At 69.2% G+C, this 17,852-nt stretch carries 14 protein-coding genes and 1 riboswitch; of the genes, 8 read left to right on the plus strand and 6 right to left on the minus strand.

From position 1 onward, the window contains the following. Window positions 1-115 precede the first annotated feature (115 nt). The 6 genes from ASE88_RS10140 to ASE88_RS10160 all read right to left on the minus strand — a co-directional run bounded on the left by ASE88_RS10140 (window position 116) and on the right by ASE88_RS10160 (window position 7,496). Entirely contained in the window at window positions 116-1,366 is a 1,251-nt protein-coding gene (locus tag ASE88_RS10140) for a putative DNA modification/repair radical SAM protein (RefSeq protein ID WP_056477892.1), read from the minus strand. A 220-nt stretch (window positions 1,367-1,586) separates the two neighbouring features. Then, on the minus strand, window positions 1,587-1,763 hold the full coding sequence (locus ASE88_RS19235; protein WP_200910200.1) for a hypothetical protein: 177 nt from the start codon (window positions 1,761-1,763) through the stop codon (window positions 1,587-1,589). Window positions 1,764-1,823: 60 nt separating this feature from the next. Then, complete coding sequence (locus tag ASE88_RS10145; RefSeq protein WP_056477894.1) at window positions 1,824-5,210, minus strand: chromosome segregation SMC family protein; 3,387 nt, start codon at window positions 5,208-5,210, stop codon at window positions 1,824-1,826. A 263-nt stretch (window positions 5,211-5,473) separates the two neighbouring features. Then, window positions 5,474-6,214 carry a thioredoxin domain-containing protein gene (locus tag ASE88_RS10150; protein WP_056477896.1) on the minus strand — a complete coding sequence of 247 codons (741 nt, stop codon included), beginning with the start codon at window positions 6,212-6,214 and terminating at the stop codon, window positions 5,474-5,476. Between the two features lie 26 nt (window positions 6,215-6,240). After that, complete coding sequence (locus tag ASE88_RS10155) at window positions 6,241-6,906, minus strand: thioredoxin domain-containing protein (protein ID WP_056477898.1); 666 nt, start codon at window positions 6,904-6,906, stop codon at window positions 6,241-6,243. After that, window positions 6,906-7,496 (minus strand): DUF721 domain-containing protein, encoded by a 591-nt coding sequence (locus ASE88_RS10160; protein ID WP_082466469.1) that lies wholly within the window; start codon window positions 7,494-7,496, stop codon window positions 6,906-6,908. The genes ASE88_RS10155 and ASE88_RS10160 overlap by 1 nt, the downstream gene beginning before the upstream one ends. 59 nt (window positions 7,497-7,555) lie before the next feature. On the opposite strand from ASE88_RS10160, the gene ASE88_RS10165 reads away from it, so the two are divergent. The 8 genes from ASE88_RS10165 to ASE88_RS10200 all read left to right on the plus strand — a co-directional run bounded on the left by ASE88_RS10165 (window position 7,556) and on the right by ASE88_RS10200 (window position 17,825). Then, complete coding sequence (locus ASE88_RS10165; RefSeq protein WP_156357047.1) at window positions 7,556-8,587, plus strand: A/G-specific adenine glycosylase; 1,032 nt, start codon at window positions 7,556-7,558, stop codon at window positions 8,585-8,587. Next, complete coding sequence (locus ASE88_RS10170) at window positions 8,584-9,936, plus strand: serine hydrolase domain-containing protein (RefSeq protein ID WP_056477901.1); 1,353 nt, start codon at window positions 8,584-8,586, stop codon at window positions 9,934-9,936. The genes ASE88_RS10165 and ASE88_RS10170 overlap by 4 nt, the downstream gene beginning before the upstream one ends. Before the next feature lie 5 nt (window positions 9,937-9,941). Beyond that, the gene (gene nudC / locus ASE88_RS10175) at window positions 9,942-10,820 is read left to right on the plus strand and encodes an NAD(+) diphosphatase (RefSeq protein ID WP_056479356.1); all 879 of its coding nucleotides are present in this window, start codon (window positions 9,942-9,944) and stop codon (window positions 10,818-10,820) included. A gap of 123 nt (window positions 10,821-10,943) precedes the next feature. Then, on the plus strand, window positions 10,944-13,004 hold the full coding sequence (locus ASE88_RS10180) for a TonB-dependent receptor (RefSeq protein WP_056477902.1): 2,061 nt from the start codon (window positions 10,944-10,946) through the stop codon (window positions 13,002-13,004). 76 nt (window positions 13,005-13,080) lie between these two features. Then, window positions 13,081-13,297: riboswitch (cobalamin riboswitch) on the plus strand. Between the two features lie 115 nt (window positions 13,298-13,412). Continuing rightward, on the plus strand, window positions 13,413-15,290 hold the full coding sequence (locus tag ASE88_RS10185; RefSeq protein ID WP_056477905.1) for a TonB-dependent receptor plug domain-containing protein: 1,878 nt from the start codon (window positions 13,413-13,415) through the stop codon (window positions 15,288-15,290). Beyond that, a complete protein-coding gene (locus ASE88_RS10190; protein ID WP_056477907.1) occupies window positions 15,287-16,090 on the plus strand; it encodes an ABC transporter substrate-binding protein in 804 nt (267 codons plus the stop codon). Before ASE88_RS10185 ends, ASE88_RS10190 begins: the two co-directional genes overlap by 4 nt. Next, the gene (locus tag ASE88_RS10195) at window positions 16,087-17,055 is read left to right on the plus strand and encodes a FecCD family ABC transporter permease (RefSeq protein WP_056477909.1); all 969 of its coding nucleotides are present in this window, start codon (window positions 16,087-16,089) and stop codon (window positions 17,053-17,055) included. The genes ASE88_RS10190 and ASE88_RS10195 overlap by 4 nt, the downstream gene beginning before the upstream one ends. After that, a complete protein-coding gene (locus ASE88_RS10200; protein WP_056477911.1) occupies window positions 17,046-17,825 on the plus strand; it encodes an ABC transporter ATP-binding protein in 780 nt (259 codons plus the stop codon). The genes ASE88_RS10195 and ASE88_RS10200 overlap by 10 nt, the downstream gene beginning before the upstream one ends. The last annotated feature ends 27 nt before the right edge of the window (window positions 17,826-17,852 follow it).

Below are 17,852 nucleotides of genomic sequence, written 5' to 3' on the forward strand. Positions count from 1 at the left end.
GACCGCGACGCATAGCGGCGTTGTGGAGGCGGTTCGCCACCAACGTTACGCTCGTGGAAGCCCCCCTCCACCAGCTGCGCTGGTCCCCCTCCCCGTGCCGGGGAGGAACAGGCGGTCATGCGAACATTTCCATCTGCTTGGGTTTTGGCTTTGGCGCGATCAGCGGGCGGAGGTCTGCCGCGTCGGACAGCATCACCGGACGCCAGTCTTCGGCGATGATGAACGGGCGGAGCTTGGCGATCGACACGGTCAGGCGGGCAACGTCGGCGAGATGCAGGCGGCGCCAGCGGCGGCTTATCAGGATGCCGTTGACCGCCTTCACGCCGAGCCCGGGGACGCGGAGCAGCAGCTCGCGGGGGGCGCGGTTGACGTCGACCGGGAAGGAGCCGCGAAACTTGAGCGCCCAGGCGAGTTTCGGATCGATATCGAGCGGGAGCATTCCGGTCGCGTCGTCGGCGGCCGCCACCACCTCGTTCGGCTGGAATTCGTAGAAGCGCATCAGCCAGTCGGACTGGTAGAGCCGGTGCTCGCGCATTAGCGGCGGGCGTTGCAGCGGCAGGACGGCGCTCGCATCGGGGATCGGGCTGAACGCGGAATAATAGACGCGGCGAAGCCCGAACCGGTCGTAGAGCGTCGAGGCTTTGCGGACGATATCGCCGTCGGTCGCGGCGTCGGCGCCGACGATCATCTGCGTCGACTGGCCGGCGGGGGCGTAGCGCGGCGCGGACTTGTACTTCGCCTTGGCATCCTTGCCGTCGGCGATCGAAGCCTTCACCTCCGACATGGCAGTTTCGATGCGGACGCCATCCTTTTCGGGGGCGAGGCGCTTCAGCCCGTTCGCGGTCGGCAGTTCGACATTGATCGACAGACGATCGGCGTAGAGCCCGGCCTGGTGGACGAGCTCGGGATCAGCGTCGGGGATCGTCTTCAGGTGGATATAGCCGCGGAAATGATGATCCTCGCGCAAGCTCCGCGCGACCTCGACCATCTGCTCCATCGTGTAATTGGACGAGGCGATGATGCCCGAGGAGAGGAACAGCCCCTCGATATAATTGCGCTTGTAGAACGCGATCGTCAGGTCGACGACTTCCTTGGCGGTGAAGCGCGCGCGGCGGACGTTCGAGCTCTTGCGGTTGATGCAGTAATGGCAGTCGAAGATGCAGCTGTTGGTCAGCAGGATCTTGAGTAGCGAGATACAGCGGCCGTCGGGGGCGTAGGCGTGGCAGATGCCCATGCCCTCGGTCGAGCCGAGCCCCTTGCCGTCCTTCGAATTGCGCTTGGCGGTCCCCGACGACGCGCAGGACGCATCGTATTTAGCCGCATCGGCGAGGATCTCGAGCTTTTCACGGGTGTCGAGTTGGGCCATTCGTTCGTCTTACGTTCCATGGTGGAAGGTGTCGAGTGATGGAGATCAACTTGTCGCCATGGCACTATGTCGCTGAGGCGGCGTGGTTCTCTGTAACAGCGGCAGAGTGAAGTTCACAAAGTTCACACGCTGGAAGGCGTTTCGCCGCGAGGGGTGGCGCATCGATATGCCGTAAGCAATCGCATGCTGTCAGGCCGATCGCGTGTAGGACAGCGCTTGTTCAGTCGAACAGATAACGGATCAGATCGACCATCCCGCCCAGGCTGACGGGCAGGATCAGCAGGAGGGCGAGATAGACGAAGATCAGCCGGGTCAGCGCCTTTTCGTGGCGATAGACGGGCTTCTTCGGAGGAAGCTCCTCCTTACGCGGCCAGATGCTGGAGTCGTCCAGAAACATCTCCGTATTATAGCGCAGCGACAGCGAGAATATCGCGCAAAATCACCCGCGAGAGCGCATTTATTCGGCTGCGATCAGCCCGGTCGCGGCCTGAAGGTCGACCGAGACGAGGCGGCTTATGCCGCGTTCGATCATCGTCACGCCGAACAGCCGGTGCATGCGACTCATCGTGACCGCGTTGTGCGTGACGACGAGGTAGCGCGTGTCGGTATCGCGCGCCATCCGGTCGAGCAGGTCGCAGAAACGTTCGATATTCGCGTCGTCGAGCGGCGCGTCGACCTCGTCGAGGACGCAGATCGGTGCGGGGTTGGTGAGGAACAGCCCGAAGATCAGCGCGACCGCGGTGAGCGCCTGTTCGCCGCCCGATAGCAGCGTGAGCGATTGCAGGCGCTTGCCGGGCGGTTGGACCATGATCTCGAGCCCGGCCTCGAGCGGATCGTCCGAATCGACCAGTTCGAGATGCGCGCTGCCGCCGTCGAACAGCGTGGTGAACAGCCGCTGGAAATGGCCGTTCACCGCCTCGAACGCGGCGAGCAGGCGCTGACGGCCCTCGCGGTTGAGCGTGCCGATCGAACCGCGCAGGCGGTTAACGGCCTGGCCGAGTTCGTCGCGTTCGACCGCGTTGCCGCGCGACGCGTCTTCGAGCGCCGCGAGTTCGGTTTCGGCGACGAGGTTGACCGGACCGATGCGTTCGCGGTCGGTGGTGAGGCGGTCGTGCGTGGCGGATTCCTCGGCGGGTGCGCGGATGTCGGCGACCGCGAAGCCGAGGCGTTCGGGGAGGACGGGGGCGGGGCATTGGAAGCGTTCGCCCGAGAGCTTGCCGAGATCGAGCCGGCGCGCTTCGTGGTTTTCGACCCGCGCGATCGCGCCGGCACGCGCCTCGCGGGCGACGGCGAGCGCTTCGGTGGCGGCACGGTGCGCGTCGTCGGCGGCGCGCGCAGCGGTCTCGGCGGTGTGTTCGGTGGCGCGCAGCGCGTCGGCGGTGGTGCGGGCTTCGTCGTGTTCGGCGTCGAGCGTGGCGATCGCGGCGGCGAGCGCTACGGGGCGATTCGCGATGGCGGCGCGGTCCGCGTCGAGCGTCGTCTCGCGCGCGTCCATGCTGGCGATGCGTTTGGCGGCCTCGCCGGCGCGGGCTCGCCAGCTGCGCGTGTCGGCCTGCGCGGCGGCAAGGCGCTCGCGGTGCGCGGCGAGCGTGCGGTCGAGGCCGATGCGGTCGGCGAGTGCTTGCGCGACGGCGGCGCGGCTGCGTTCGGCGTCGTATTGGAGCGATGCGACAAGGCGCGCGTTGGCGGTGCCGTCGGGAACTGCGGCCATCGCCGCCTCGGCGCGGGTGCGTTCGGCGTGCGCGTCGGCGACGTCGTCGGCGATGCGGTGCGCGCGGACGTCGAGATCGGACCGCTGTGTGGCGAGACGTTCGAGCGCGGCGGTGGCGCGGTCTTCGTTGCGGACTGCGTCGCGGGTGTCGGTTTCGGCGCGTTGCAGCGTGGCGCGGGCGGTTTGCGACTGGCGGCGGGCGTCGGCAATCTGCTGGTCGATCGCGGCGCGCGCGGTCTCTGCGGTGTCGAGCGCGGCGGCGGCGGCGGGGCGTGCCGACTGGAGCGCGGTCAGGCGGTTGCGGCGGACGAGGCGTTCGGCGGCCGCCGCGCCGGTGCCGGTGGCGGTAAAGCCGTCCCAGCGGCGCAAGATTCCGTCGCGGGTGACGAGCCGCTGGCCGACCGCGAGCGACTGGCCCGCATCGGTGTCGACGACGAAGACCTGGGCTAGGCGGCGCGCGAGCGCGGGGGGCGCGTCGACATGCGCCGTCAGCGGCTCGGCGCCGGCGGGGGCTGCGGGGTCGTCGGCGCGGGGAGCGGCGACGACCCAGGCATCGAGTGGGGTGTCGAGATCGTCGCCGAGCGCGGCGGCGAATGCGCGTTCATAGCCGGTGGCGGCGGAGACGTGATCGAGCAGTCGGTCGCGGCCGGAGCGCTGTGTGGCCTTGGTGAGCGCGGCGGCCTCGCTGTCTATCGCCGCAAGGTCTGCGCGGGCGGTGGCGCGCGCGGTTTCTGCGGCGTCACGTGCGGCGGTCGCGGCGGTTTCGTCGGTGTCGGCGCGGGCGATGGCGTGGCGCGCGGCGTCCGCGGTGGCGGCGGCGGAGCGTCGGGTGTCCGCGGCGGCGTCGCGCGCGACGGTGAGCGGGGCGGGGTCGCCGAGCGCACGCAGCGCGGCGGCGATCTGCGCGGCGTCGCGATCGGCGCGGTCGGCGCGCGACCGGGCGGCGGCGAGCGCGGCGCTGGCGACGCGCACCTCGGCGGCGTCGCGGGCTTGCGTGGCGAGCGCCTGCGCGAGCGCGACTTCGGCATCGCGCGCCGCGCGTTCCGCAACGGCGAGCACGGTATCGAGATCGGGGATCGCGGCGGTGGCGTCGGCGATCGCTGAGTCGAGTGTCTTGGCTTCGTCGGCGAGGCCAGCGAGCGCGGCGGCGGCGTCGCTGGCGAGCGAGCCTTCGCGCGCGCGGTCGTCGGTGATCCGGATGCGGGCGTCGGCGAGGTCGGCGATGCGGCCTTCGACGTTGGTCTTCTCGGCGTTCAGCGCGGCGAGGCGGTGGGCGAGATCGCCGACGCGGTCGCGCGCGGCGAGCGCGCCGGCGCGGGCGGTGGCGACCGTTTCGACGGCACCGTGCTGATCCTTGCCGGCGCTGCGTTCGGCGTCGGTGGCGGCGCGGACGCGGGCTTCGGCAGCGGTGGCTTCGGCCTTGGCGGAATCGGACGCGGTGGCGGCGTCACGCCAGCGGGCGAAGAGCGTGCGCGCCTCGGCGACGCGGATCTGTGCGGAAATCAGGCGATAGCGTTCGGCGGCGCGCGCTTGGCGTTTCAGCGTGGCGGCGCGCGCGTCCTGGTCGGCGATGATCTCGTCGAGCTTGGCGAGATTGGCTTCGGTGGCGCGAAGTTTGCCCTCGGCGTCCTTGCGGCGGACGTGGAGTCCGGCGATTCCCGCGGCGTCCTCGAGCATCGCGCGGCGGTCGGCAGGCTTGGCGGCGATGACCGCGCCGATCCGGCCCTGGCTGACGAGGGCGGGGGAATGCGCGCCGGTGGCGGCGTCGGCGAAGAGCAGGCCGACGTCCTTCGCGCGGACGTCACGGCCGTCGATCCGGTAGGCGGAGCCCGCGCCGCGCTCGATCCGGCGGACGATCTCGCGTTCGTCTCCGGCAACCTCGGCGAGGATCGAGACTTCGGCGAAGTCGCGCGGCGGGCGGGTCGCGGTGCCGGCGAAGATGACGTCGTCCATGCCGGCGCCGCGCAGCGACTTGGCACTGGCCTCGCCCATCGTCCAGCGGAGTGCTTCGAGGAGGTTGGACTTGCCGCAGCCGTTCGGGCCGACGACGCCGGTGAGGCCGGGTTCAATGCGGAGGTCGGCGGGGTCGACGAAGCTTTTGAAGCCGGTGATGCGGAGGCGTTTGATCTGCATTTTTTGCGCCCTCCCCCCTACGACTGCGTGGTGATCCTTAGCCCGATCCTGACCGCAAAACATGTGTCCCCGCGAAGGCGGGGACCCAGACTGGGCTCCCGCCTTCGCGGGAGAACAAGGGGGGAGTGCGCATGGGTCACCGCAATGCCACCCCGGCGAAGGCCGGGGCCCAATTGGGGGACGGTGCTAACGGAGGTCGCGCTCCGTTACTGCGACCTTTCCAATTGGGCCCCGGCCTTCGCCGGGGGGGGAGGGGGGGCGGCTTACGCCCCCGCCGCCTTCAGCGCCTTCTCCATCTGATCCCAGCTGACGACCTGGTCGAGCTTCTTGTCGTTGATCAGGAAGGTCGGCGTGCCCGTGACGGTGCCGGCCTGCATCGCGTTTTCGGTGGGCTTGGCCATCACTTCGAGCTGCTTCTGATCCGCCAGGCAGGCGCGCGCTTTCGCTTCCGGAATGCCGCGCTGCTTGACGAAATCGATCGCGCCCATCTGCTCGGCGAGCTTGGTCGCGACCACCGTCGGCGGCTGGTTGGCGAGTTCCTGCTGCTGTGCGGGCGTCATCGCCTGGAGCTTGTCGAGGAACGCGATCTGGTTGCCGTACATCTGCTCGAGGATCGGGAAGAACGGCGCGACGCCGCCGCACTGGCCGAGCAACGTCAGCGCGACGTCGGGCGCGCCGTGGACGAGGAAGTCGCGGAATTCGAAGCTCACCTTGCCGGTCGAGACATATTTCTCGGTCAGCGGCTTGTACGCCTCGCGGGCGAACGCGCCGCAGGTCGGGCACGAGCGCGCGCCATATTCGACGAGCTTGATGGCCGCATTCGGGTTGCCCATCAGATAGCCCTCGGGGGTCTTCACGACCGTCTCGGTCCAGTTCTGGCCGGCGGGCGCGGCGGTGGCGGCGACGGGCGCGGCAGTGGGCGTGTCGACGTTGCCGGTGGAATCGTTCTTCGAGCAGGCGGCGAGCGCGAGCGGCAGGACGGCGAGCGAGGTGAGGAACTTCATGGGGGTACTCCAGTGGATCTGATGCATTAGCGGGCGCCGGCCTTGCGGAGCGCGGGTTCGAGCTGGTCCCAGCCGACATGCGGCACGATCTTGCCGTTGAGGTAGAAGGTCGGCGTGGAGTCGATCTCCTTGGGCGCGTCGGCGGTCAGTTTGACGATCCGGTCGATCTCGGGCTGGTTGGCGAAGCAGGCGTTTATGGCCGCGTCGGACAGCCCGCGCGCCTTGACCATCGCGGTCAGCCCCGAGCCGTCGGCGTTCGCGCGGACCTGCGCGGCGGCCGGATACATGGCGAGCCGTGCGGCGTTGCCCTGCTGATACTCGATCCCGCGCTCGAGCCATTGCGGCTGCGCGGCGAAGATCGCGGACGAGGTGGCGGAAAAGCCCTTGGGCCCGGTGCAGCGCGCGAGGATCGCGGCGGACAGATCGAGCCGGTCGCGGATGAAGTGGCGCAGTTCGAGGCTGGTCGAGCCCGACGCGATCATCTGGCGCTTGAGCACGGGTTCGGACTTCACCGAGAAGTCGGCGCAGTGCGAGCAGGTGTAGCTGGCATATTCGACCAGCTTCACGCGCGCGGCGGGGTTGCCGATCAGATAGGCGCCCGAGGGGAGGATACGCGCGGTCTGCGACCAGTCGCGTTTGGGCGCGGCGCCGGTCAGGAGGAAGAGGGCGAAGACGGCAAGGAGGACGCGCATCAATTGATCCTGGGAAGGCCGTGCGTCGAGGCGACTCCGGCGGCGAGGGATTCGAGGACGGCGCGCAGTTCCGGATCGGCGATGCCCCGAAGACTTGTGGTCAGGCTCGCACCGAGATCGACGGGGACCGGGCGGATCGACGGCGGGGCGCGGCGGGGTGTGGGGGCGGCGACGTCGCCCTGGCGGATCGCGACCTTCACGATCGCGGCATAGCCGAAGAAGCGGTTCACGCGCTCGATGATCTCGGGCGCGATGTGCTGCATCATCGGTGCGTGCGCGCCGCGGACGGTGAGCGTGAGGACGCCATCCTGTTTCTTGCCGACCGGGAAGCGGATCGATTCGGGGGTGCTGGCGCCCGCGAGCTTCGCGCCGACGATATCGGGCCAGCGGCTGACGATCGACGATTGGACGAAGCCGAATCGCCGGAACGCCGCGCCGCCGATCGCAGGCAGCAGCTCGGCGACCGCGCGCGAGCGGTTCTCGCGCGGGGCGTCGGGATCGGTCTTGCCTTTTATGCGCCCTTTGGCGGACTTGGTCGTCGCCGGCTTGGGCGTCGGAGCTTTAGGCAGGGAAACGGGCGGCTTGCTCATCCGCAAACCCATGCCATAGGCGACGCGTGAACGCCAAGCGCTCTTCGGTCTCGACGGCCCTGCTCGACTGGTACGACGCGCATCGCCGCCACCTGCCGTGGCGCGCCAAGCCCGGCGAGGCCGTCGATCCGTACCGGGTGTGGCTGTCCGAGGTGATGTTGCAGCAGACGACGGTCGCCGCGGTGACGCCGCGGTTCCTGGCGTGGACCGCGCGCTGGCCCGATTTCGCGAGCCTCGCGGCGGCGGACGATGCCGATGTGATGGCCGCGTGGGCGGGGCTTGGCTATTATGCGCGGGCGCGCAATCTGGTGAAGGCGGCCAAGGCCGTTGTCGCCGAGCATGGCGGCGTGTTCCCGCGGACCGAGGCTGAGCTGCGCGAACTGCCGGGGCTTGGCGCCTATACGGCGGCGGCGGTGGCGGCGATCGCGTTCGGCGAGCGCGCGGTGGTGGTCGATGCGAATGTCGAGCGGGTGGTGGCGCGGCTGTTCGGGATAGAGACGCCTTTGCCGGGCGCTCGGCCGGCGATTCGGGTGGCGGCGGACTCGATCACGCCCGACGCGCGCGCGGGCGATTTTGCGCAGGCGATGATGGATCTGGGCTCGGGGACGTGCACGACGCGCAGTCCGAAATGCCTGCTGTGTCCGATCCGCGAGCATTGCGAGGGGTTCAGGCAGGGCGCGCCCGAGCGGTTGCCGGTCAAGGCGAAGAAGGCGGCCAAGCCGCAGCGTTTCGGCACGATCTTCTGGCTGGAACGTGGCGGGCAGGTGCTGCTCGTGCGGCGGCCCGATACGGGGCTGCTCGGCGGGATGCGTGCGTTGCCGACCGGGCCGTGGGGCGATCTTCCGCCGGAACTCGAGGACGCGCCGGCGCAGGCCGACTGGCGGATGCTCGATGCGACGGTTGCGCACGGCTTTACGCATTTCGATCTGCAACTGACGCTTGCGGTGGCGACGGTCGAGGCGCATCACCCTCGCGCTCCAGCCGGAAGCGAATGGTGGCCGATCGACGACCTGGACAGCGCCGGGCTGCCGACCGTGTTCGCCAAAGCCGGCAGAGCGATACGACACTGGGCCATAGGGAGAGCTGCATGAAACTGGTGCACTGGATTTCGACGGGCGGCCTTGTCGCGCTGGCCGCCGCGACCGCCTATGCGCAGCAGGCGCAGCCCCGGCCAGCAGCCCTTTCGCAAGCGCGCCCTGCGCCGCGTATGACGATTCCGGTCAAGGCGCTGCTTCCCGCGACGACGACGTTGTTCGACAGCTATGTGGCGCGCAACACGATGCCCGGCATCGTCGGCGCGTTCGGGGTCGGCAACGGCCCGACACTGTTCCCATCGGCGGGCCGGATCAGCGACGATGCAGGCGCACCGGCGGTTAGCCCCGATTCGCTGTGGCGCGTCTATTCGATGAGCAAGCCGATAACCGGCATGGCGGCGATGATGCTGATCGAGGACGGCAAGCTCAACCTCGACGATCCGGTCAGCAAATATATCCCGGCGTTCAAGGACATGAAGGTGGCGACAAGCCCCGATACGTCGCTTGATTCGCGTCCGGCGACGCGACCGATCACGATCCGCAACCTGCTGACGCATACTGCCGGGCTCGGCTATTCGATCGTCACGAAGGGCGCGCTGCTCAAGGAATATGAGCGGCTCGGCATCCTGCCGGCATCGGTCAACGCGGCGATGGAAGAGAAGATGCGGCTGGTCCGGCCGACGTCGCTGGAGGCGTTCGCGAACCGCGTCGCGACGCTGCCGCTGATCGCCGATCCGGGCACCAAGTGGAGCTATTCGATCGGGCTTGACGTGATGGGCCGCGTGATTGAGGTCGCGAGCGGCATGAGCTTCGAGCGGTTCGTGCAGACGCGGCTGTTCGATCCGCTCAAGATGAAGTCGAGCTTCTGGCAGGTGCCGCAGAGCGAGGTCGGGCGGCTGGCCACGAACTACGCGTTTGTCGGCGACACGCGGACGCCGCTCGATCCCGCCGCGACGTCGGTGTTCCTGCAGAAGCCGAGCTTTCCGTATGGCGGCGCCGGCCTGGTGATGTCGGCGCGCGATTACGACCGATTCCTGCACATGATCCAGGACGGCGGCACGCTCGATGGCGTGCGCGTGATGAAGCCCGAGACGATCGCGCTGGCGACGTCGAACCTGCTGCCGGCGGGCGTGACCTATGGCGGCGTGAGCGGCGGTACCGGGGGGACGAAGGGCAGCAACATGGGCTTTGGTGCGGGCGGATCGGTGGTGCTCGAGACCATGCCGAACGGGCCGGGCAAGGGCACCTACGCCTGGGGCGGCGCGGCGGGGACGGTCGCGTGGGTCGATCCCCTCAAGCGAACGCGCGGCAACGTGATGGTCAATTACTTCCCGGCGGATCGGATTCCGCTGCGGGAGGACGTGGTCGCGGCGCTGCAGCAGGATGCTGCGCGGTTGCGCCGATGAGCGTGATGGCGGCACCTGGATTTACCGGCGGGACGCTCGACCGGTCCGATGCGTTGCGCCATGATCCGGACGCGCTGGCAGCGGCGACGCGCGATTGGCGCGCGCGGCTGCTCGTGCTGGACGGGTTGCAGCCCGGGGTAACCGATGACGGGCATCTCGCCTGGACGTCGATGGCGGACATGCCCGACGATGCCGCGCCGATCCTGCTCGGGCTCGACGAGAGTGGGCGACCGCATTTTGCGGCATTGCTGGCGGGAATGCGGGTCGAGACCGCGCCGGCGATGCGATCGCCCGCGCTGATGGCGGTGCTGGCGTCGCTCGCACCGGGTGAGGCGGCGACCTACGCGGGCGCGCGCAGCGTCATCGACTGGCACGTCCGGCACGGATTCTGCGCGAAGTGCGGCTCGCCGACCGAAATGATACGCGCCGGATGGGCACGGCAATGTCCGAATTGCGCGACCGAGCATTTCCCGCGGGTCGATCCCGTGGTGATCATGATCGCCGAGCATGACGGGCGAGCGTTGCTCGGGCGTGGCAAGGGCTGGCCAGCGGGGCGGTATTCGGCGCTCGCGGGGTTCGTGGAGCCGGCCGAGTCGATCGAGGAAGCGGTCGCGCGCGAGATCCTGGAGGAGTCGGGGGTTCGCGTCGGCAAGGTGCGCTATGTCGCCAGCCAGCCCTGGCCGTTCCCGTCGTCGCTCATGATGGCGTGCGTCGCGGAGGCCGAGGACGACGCGATCACGCTCGACGTGAACGAGCTCGAGGATGCGATGTGGGTGCCGCGGGAAATGGTACGCGCGGTGTTGCGCGGGGAGGAGGGGCCGTTCGTCGCGCCGCCGCCCTATGCGATTGCCTATACGCTGCTCAAGGAATGGGCGGGGGAGTAGGCCACCCTTCGTTATCCCGATGCGTGTGTATTCCGCCGGTTAGGCTCATCCTGTAGCAGGGCTTTTTGCCGCCGACGCTATTCCGGGCCTTCAGATATCGCGAAAAGCTGTCATGCGGGGGCCATGATTCGTCCTTCGCTTTTCGCTATCGCGCTCGCGTCCTCCGGTCCGGCGCTTGCGCAGTCGGTCGTGGCACCTGCCGCCGATGAGTCCACCGAGATCGTCGTGACCGGGCGCGGGCTCGCCGATGCGCCGGGCGATCGTGCCTACGACATCGTCACGATCGATCGCGCCCGGATCCAGGCGAATGCGAGCAACCGGCTGGAGAGCGTGCTCGCCGACGTCGCCGGGTTGCAGCAGTTCCGCCGCTCCGACTCGCGGAGCGCGAACCCGACCAGCCAGGGCATTTCGCTGCGCGGGATCGGTGGCAATGCGTCGAGCCGGGCGCTGCTGATCTTCGACGGCGTGCCGCAGGCGGATCCATTTGGTGGCTGGGTGGCGTTTCCGGCCTATGCGACGGGGCGGCTCGGGCGCATCCGCGTGACGCGTGGCGGCGGGAGCGGGTATCAGGGGCCGGGTGCGCTCGCCGGGACGGTCGAGTTGGACAGCGCGACACCCGATCAACTCACCCCGGTCCAGGGCAGCGTCGCCTATGGCAGTCGCGACTCGGTCGACGGGCAAGCGTCGGCAGCGTTGGTGCGCGGATCGGGGTTCGCGACGCTATCGGGCGCGTACGCGCGTGGTGACGGCTTTACGCCGACCGTCGAGGAGAGCCGCGGGATCGTCGATCATGCCGCCCCGTACGAACAGGCGTCGGGCGCGCTGCGGACGGTCGTCGGGATCGATGCGAAGACCGAATTGCAGATGAATGCGAGCGCATTCACCGACCGGCGCGACCGGGGGAGCGACTTCACCGCCAACAGGAGCGAGGGAGCGGATGCCAGCCTTCGCCTGATCGGCCGCGGCGCCTGGGGCTATTCGGCGCTGGCGTATCTGCAGACGCGCGCGTTCGCGAGCAGCTTCAACAGTATCAATGCCGCGCGGACGACCGCGACCCAGTCGTTGAACCAGTATAACACGCCGGCGACAGGGCTCGGCGGGCGGATCGAGATCGCGCCGCCGCTGGGCGAGAACATCACGCTCAGGGTCGGCGCGGATATCCGCGACGTGAGCGGCAAGACGCAGGAGCTCTATACGTTCGTGAACGCCGTACCGTCGCGTCGGCGCGAGGCGGGGGGGGGCACGACGACAACCGGCGCGTTCGCCGATGGGAGCGTCGTCGCGGGTAGCTTTACGTTCAGTCTGGGCGCACGGGTCGACTGGTGGTCGATCGATGGCGGCTATCTGTCGGAACGACCGCTCGCGGGCGGCGCTGCGTTGACCAATCTGCGCTACGCGGATCGCGATGGCAGCGAGACGACCGGCCGGGCGGGCGTGGCGTACCAGCCGGTCGAGGCAATCACGCTGCGCGCAGCGGGCTATCGCGGCTGGCGCCTGCCGACGCTCAACGAACTCTATCGCCCTTTCCGGGTCGGTAACGACGCGACCGCGGCGAACGCCCAATTATCGCCGGAGCGACTGACCGGGGTCGAAGCCGGGGCGACGCTGACCCCGGCCCCCGGCGTGAGCATCGCCGCAACCTATTTCCATAACCGGCTGAAGGAAGCCGTGGCGAACGTCACGACGACCAATCCGCCACAGATCCTGCCGGGGGTGACGACCTATCGCGTCCGCCAGAATCTCGACGCGATCCGTGCGCACGGCTTCGAACTGGATGCGGCGTATCGCCCTGGGCGACTGGGCGTGCAGGCGTCGTGGTCGCACACCAATTCGACGGTCGAGGGTTCGGGGATCACCGCCGCCTTGGACGGCTTGCGACCCGCGCAGACGCCACGCGACCAGGTGTCGGGAACGGTCGACTGGCGACACGATGCGGCGGCGGTGTCGCTGACGGTGCGGCATATCGGCCAGCAGTTCGACGACGACCAGAATACGCGCGTGCTCGATCCGGCGACGACGCTCGATGCCTATGCGGCGCTGCCGATCCTGCGCTCGCTGACAGCCGAGTTCCGGGCCGAGAATGTCCTCAACGAGCGGGTCGAGGCGGGGATAAGCGGCGCAAACATCGTCGAGCGCGCGACGCCGCGAACGATCTGGGTCGGTCTGCGTTACGGTTTGCGCTAACCGCGTCATAGTCTCGTCGTCGCGGGACAGGATTACGGCGGTATCCGCTGCGTTGACCCGTGCAGAGCGCGCGACTAATGCCATTCGCGTGAAGGGTTCCCGGCGACGGGATCAAAAGGGAAGTCGGTGCGCGGGCCGGGTCGGTGCGACCCCATCCGCAAGACCGGCGCTGTACCCGCAACTGTGACCGGATAGCGGCCACCCCGAAGATGCCACTGGGTTTCAGCCTGGGAAGGCGGGGTGGGCGCGGCGACCCGGAAGCCAGGAGACCTGCCTCTCACGGTCGATCCACTGCGCGGGCGGGTGTCCGGCGCGGACGAGTGCTCCGGTCCCGCCGGGTTCCCTCGAGCGAGAGACGTCTGGCCGCCCCGCGAATGGTCGCAGGCGGTTCTGGTTAGGACGTGCCTGATGACGAAGTTCTTCCTCCTCCTAGGCGCCGCGACGATCGCGGCACCGGCGAACGCCCAGACGATTCCCGATAGCGATGCCTCGGACATCGTCGTCACCGCGAGCCGCGCCGCGCAACCGCTGAGCGAAATCGGCCAGGCCGTCACGGTGATCGACCGCGCCGAGATCGAGCGCCGGCAGACCACCGTGGTATCCGATCTGCTCGCGACCACGCCTGGCGTCACCGTCACGCGCAACGGCACAGTCGGCGCGCTGACCGGCGTCCGCATCCGCGGCGCCGAGGCGGACCAGACTCTGGTCGTGATCGACGGCGTCCGCGTCAACGATCCGTCGTCGACCGGCGGCGGCTTCAATTTCGGCAATCTCCTGTCGAGCTCGGTCGAGCGGATCGAGGTGTTGCGCGGACCGAACTCGGTGCCATGGGGCAGCCAGGCGATCGGCGGCGTCGTCAACATCATCACCGCCGCGCCGACCGAGGGTTTGCAGGCGCGCGCCAACGCCGAATATGGCTATGCGGACAGCGTGTTCGCGAGCGCGGGCGTGTCGGGCGCGAAGGGCCCGGTATCGGGCTCGCTGACCGGCGGCTACCTGCGCAGCGACGGCATCTCGTCCGCGGCAAGCGGCACCGAGCGCGACGGATATCGCCAGTACGGTGCGACGGGGCGGCTGGGCGTCGAGTTCGCGCCGGGCATCGGCCTCGACCTGCGCGGCTATTTCGCGGACAGCCGCGTCGACATCGACGACGGGTTCGACCCGAATACGTTCGTGGTCGCGGACAGTGCCGCCTATGGCACCACGCAGGAACTCTATGGCTATGCCGGCCTGCACGCGAACTTCGCCGATGGCCGGTTCAACAACCGCGTCGCGTTCACGATCGCCGACATCAACCGCGACAATTTCTCGCAGCCGGGCGGCGACGTGTCGTTCCTCGGTCGCGGCCGCAGCGAGCGTTACGAATATCAGGGCGACTTCCGTCCGCTCGACCAGGTCCGCGTCGTCGCGGGTGTCGAGCGCGAGAACAGCCGCTACAATGACGGCTTCAGCTATGCCGATACCGGCATCACCAGCGTGTACGGCCAGCTGATCGTCAAGCCGATCGATATCCTCACGCTGACCGGCGGCGTCCGTAACGACGACCACGAGGATTTCGGCAATCACACGACGTTCGGCGCGAATGCGGCGCTGGCGCTGCGCACGGGGACGACGGTGCGTGCGAGCTATGGCGAGGGCTTCAAGGCGCCGACCTTGTACCAGCTCTTCTCCGAATACGGGAATGGCGACCTCGATCCGGAGACGGCACGCAACTTCGACGTCGGCGTCGAGCAGGCGTTTCTCGGCAATCGCGCACGCGTCGGGGTGACCTATTTCAACCGCCGTACGCGCAACCAGATCGATTTCCGCGATTGCATCGCGGTCGAGTGCGTTGACCGGCCGTTCGGCGTATACGACAACGTTGCCCGCGCCGAGGCGGACGGCGTCGAATTCACGCTCGCGGTGCGCCCGGTCGATGCGCTGACGCTGACCGCTAACTATAGCTATATCGACACCGAGAACCGTTCGATCGGCGACGATTTCGGCAAGCATCTCGCGCGCCGTCCCAAGCAGACCGCGAGCGTCGACGCGGACTATCGGTTCGCGTTCGGCCTGTCCGTCGGCGGTACCGTGACGATGGTCGGCGACAGCTTCGACGACGCCGCCAACGCGACGCGCCTCGACGGTTATGCGCTCGCCAGCGTTCGCGCGGAGCTGCCGGTCAACGACCAGATCGCGCTCTACGGCCGCGTCGATAACCTCACCGACTCGCGGTATCAGACGATCGCGGGCTACGGGAATTACGGCCGGGCGGCGTATGGCGGCGTGCGGTTGCGGCTGAAGTGAGGCGCGGGGCGATCCTCCTCGCGCTCCTGCTCGGGGGCTGCGCGCGGTCCCCCGGCGCGGGCGGCGGCGGCGGGATCGTCTCGACCAATCCCTGCGTGGATTCGGTGCTGGTGCGGATCCTGCCCGCATCGCGGATCGCCGCGATCAGCCAATATTCGCACGACGCGTCGGGGACCTCGATCCCGCTCGCCGTGGCGCGCCGGTTCCGGACGACCGCCGGGACCGCCGAGGAGGTGATCGCGCTGCATCCCGATCTCGTCATCGCCAGCACCTACACCCCGTCCGCGACGCAGGCGGCTTACGCGCGGGCCGGTTTGAAGACATTGCTGGTCGGCATCCCCGATTCGATCGCGGAGAGCCAGGCGCAGGTCACGCAGATCGCCGATGCCGTCGGTGCGCCGGCGGGGGGCGCGCGGATCAACGCCGCTATCGATCGCGCATTGACCCGCTGGAGCCGCAAGGATGGTCCGTCGCCGAGCGCGCTGCTGTATATCAGCGGCGATCTCGCGACCGGGGGGAGCACGTTGCTGAACGAGATGATGACGCGCGTCGGCCTCCGCAACGCCGCGGCGCGCTATGGCCTGACGCAGACCGGCACGCTCTCGGCAGAGACGATCGTGACCCGACCGCCCGCGATCGTGATCGCGCCCGAGCGAACCAGCCGCGGCACCGCGCTGCGCCAGCGCCTGTTGGCGACCACGCCGCACGCCGTCTTCCCACGCGTCCTGATCAATTGCGGCGGCCCGACTATCCCGCCCGCACTCGAACGCCTTGCCGCGATCCGGGCGACGGTCGCGTGAGCCGAGCACGCAAGCTCGCCGCGCTGACGCTGTTGCTGGTCGTCCTGTTCGGCCTGTCGCTGGGCTGTGGCAAGGTTTGGGTGCCGCTCGACGCTTGGTTCTCGCGCGACCCGCGCTGGTGGATCATCCTCGAGCTGCGCTTGCCGCGCGCGGTGCTCGGCCTCGCGCTCGGCGCGACGCTCGGGCTGTCGGGCGCGGTGCTGCAAGGCTATCTCCGCAATCCGCTCGCCGACCCGGCGGTCGTCGGCGTGTCGTCGGTCGCAGCGCTCGGCGCGGTTGCGGCGATCGTGTTCGGCCTTGGTTCGGGACCCGCGATCTTCGTGGCGGCGATGATCGGCGCGGGCGGCGCGGTCGCGCTGCTCGCGGCGCTGACATGGCGCTCGCCGAGCGCGATCACCTTCATCCTCGCGGGCACCGTGCTCGCCAGCCTTGCGGGCGCGCTCACCGCATTCCTGATCTCGATCGCGCCGAATCCCTATGCGGTTGCCGAGGTGATCGACTGGATCATGGGTGCGCTGACCGATCGCGGCTGGGACGACCTGAAGCTGGCACTACCGCCGATGCTGCTCGGCGCGGTCCTGTTGCTAGGCACGGGCCGCGCGCTCGATGCGCTGTCGCTGGGCGAGGCGGCGGCGCGATCGCTCGGCATACGGATGGGCCGCGTGCGGTGGCTGGTCGTGCTCGGTACCGGCCTCGTCGTCGGCGCGGGCGTCGCGGTGACCGGCGTGATCGGCTTCGTCGGCCTCGTCGTCCCGCATCTGCTGCGACCGATCTTCGGCCACCGCCCGAGCGCCTTGCTGCTGCCTTCCGCGCTCGGGGGCGCTGCGCTGGTGCTTGCCGCGGACAGCCTTGTCCGGCTCGCACCCGGCGCGGGCGAAGTGCGGCTCGGCGTCGCGATGGCGATGATCGGCGCGCCGTTCTTCCTGGGCCTGCTCGTCAGGGAACGGGGCCGCGCATGGATCTGATCGTCGACGCGCTACACGTGAGGCTCGGCAAGCGCACCGTGCTCCAAGACGTGTCGGCGCATCTCCGCCCCGGCCGCGTCACCGCAATTCTCGGCCCCAACGGCGCGGGCAAGAGCACGCTGGTCAAAGCCGCCGCCGCGCTCATCAGTCTGAGCGCGGGCAGCGTCCGGCTCGACACGCAGGACGTCGCGACGATGGACCCGCGTGCGCGCGCGCGTGCGATCGGCTACCTCCCGCAGGACGCGACGGTGCACTGGAACATCGTCGCGCGCGACGTCGTCGCGCTCGGTCGCCTGCCGCATCTCGGGGCGCACGCTGCCCCGTCACCGCAGGACCGCGCCGCCGTCGACCGCGCAATGCACGACACCGAAACCACGCGCCTTGCCGATCGCCCGATCGGCGAACTCTCTGGTGGCGAACGCGCGCGCGTCCTGCTCGCGCGCGTGCTGGCGGGCGAACCACGCTGGCTGCTCGCCGACGAACCGCTCGCCAGCCTCGACCCCTCGCACCAGATCGACCTGCTCGCGCGGCTGCGCACCTACGCGGCGGGCGGGGCAGGGGTGGTGATCGTCCTCCATGACCTCATCCAGGCGCAGCGCGCAGCGGACGATACGCTGCTGATCGCCGACGGTCGCGTGGTCGCGTTCGGTCCGGTCGCGGACGTGATGACCGCGGACACGCTCGCGCATGTGTTCGGCGTCCGCGTCGCGCCGCTCGACGATGGAGACCGCCGCCTGCTGGTCCCGGTCGGGCGTGTCGAGCGCGAGTAGGCCGGGCGACGCGGCGGCCGAGCCGTG

This window comes from Sphingomonas sp. Leaf38 (assembly GCF_001421825.1).
GTDB lineage: Bacteria > Pseudomonadota > Alphaproteobacteria > Sphingomonadales > Sphingomonadaceae > Sphingomonas.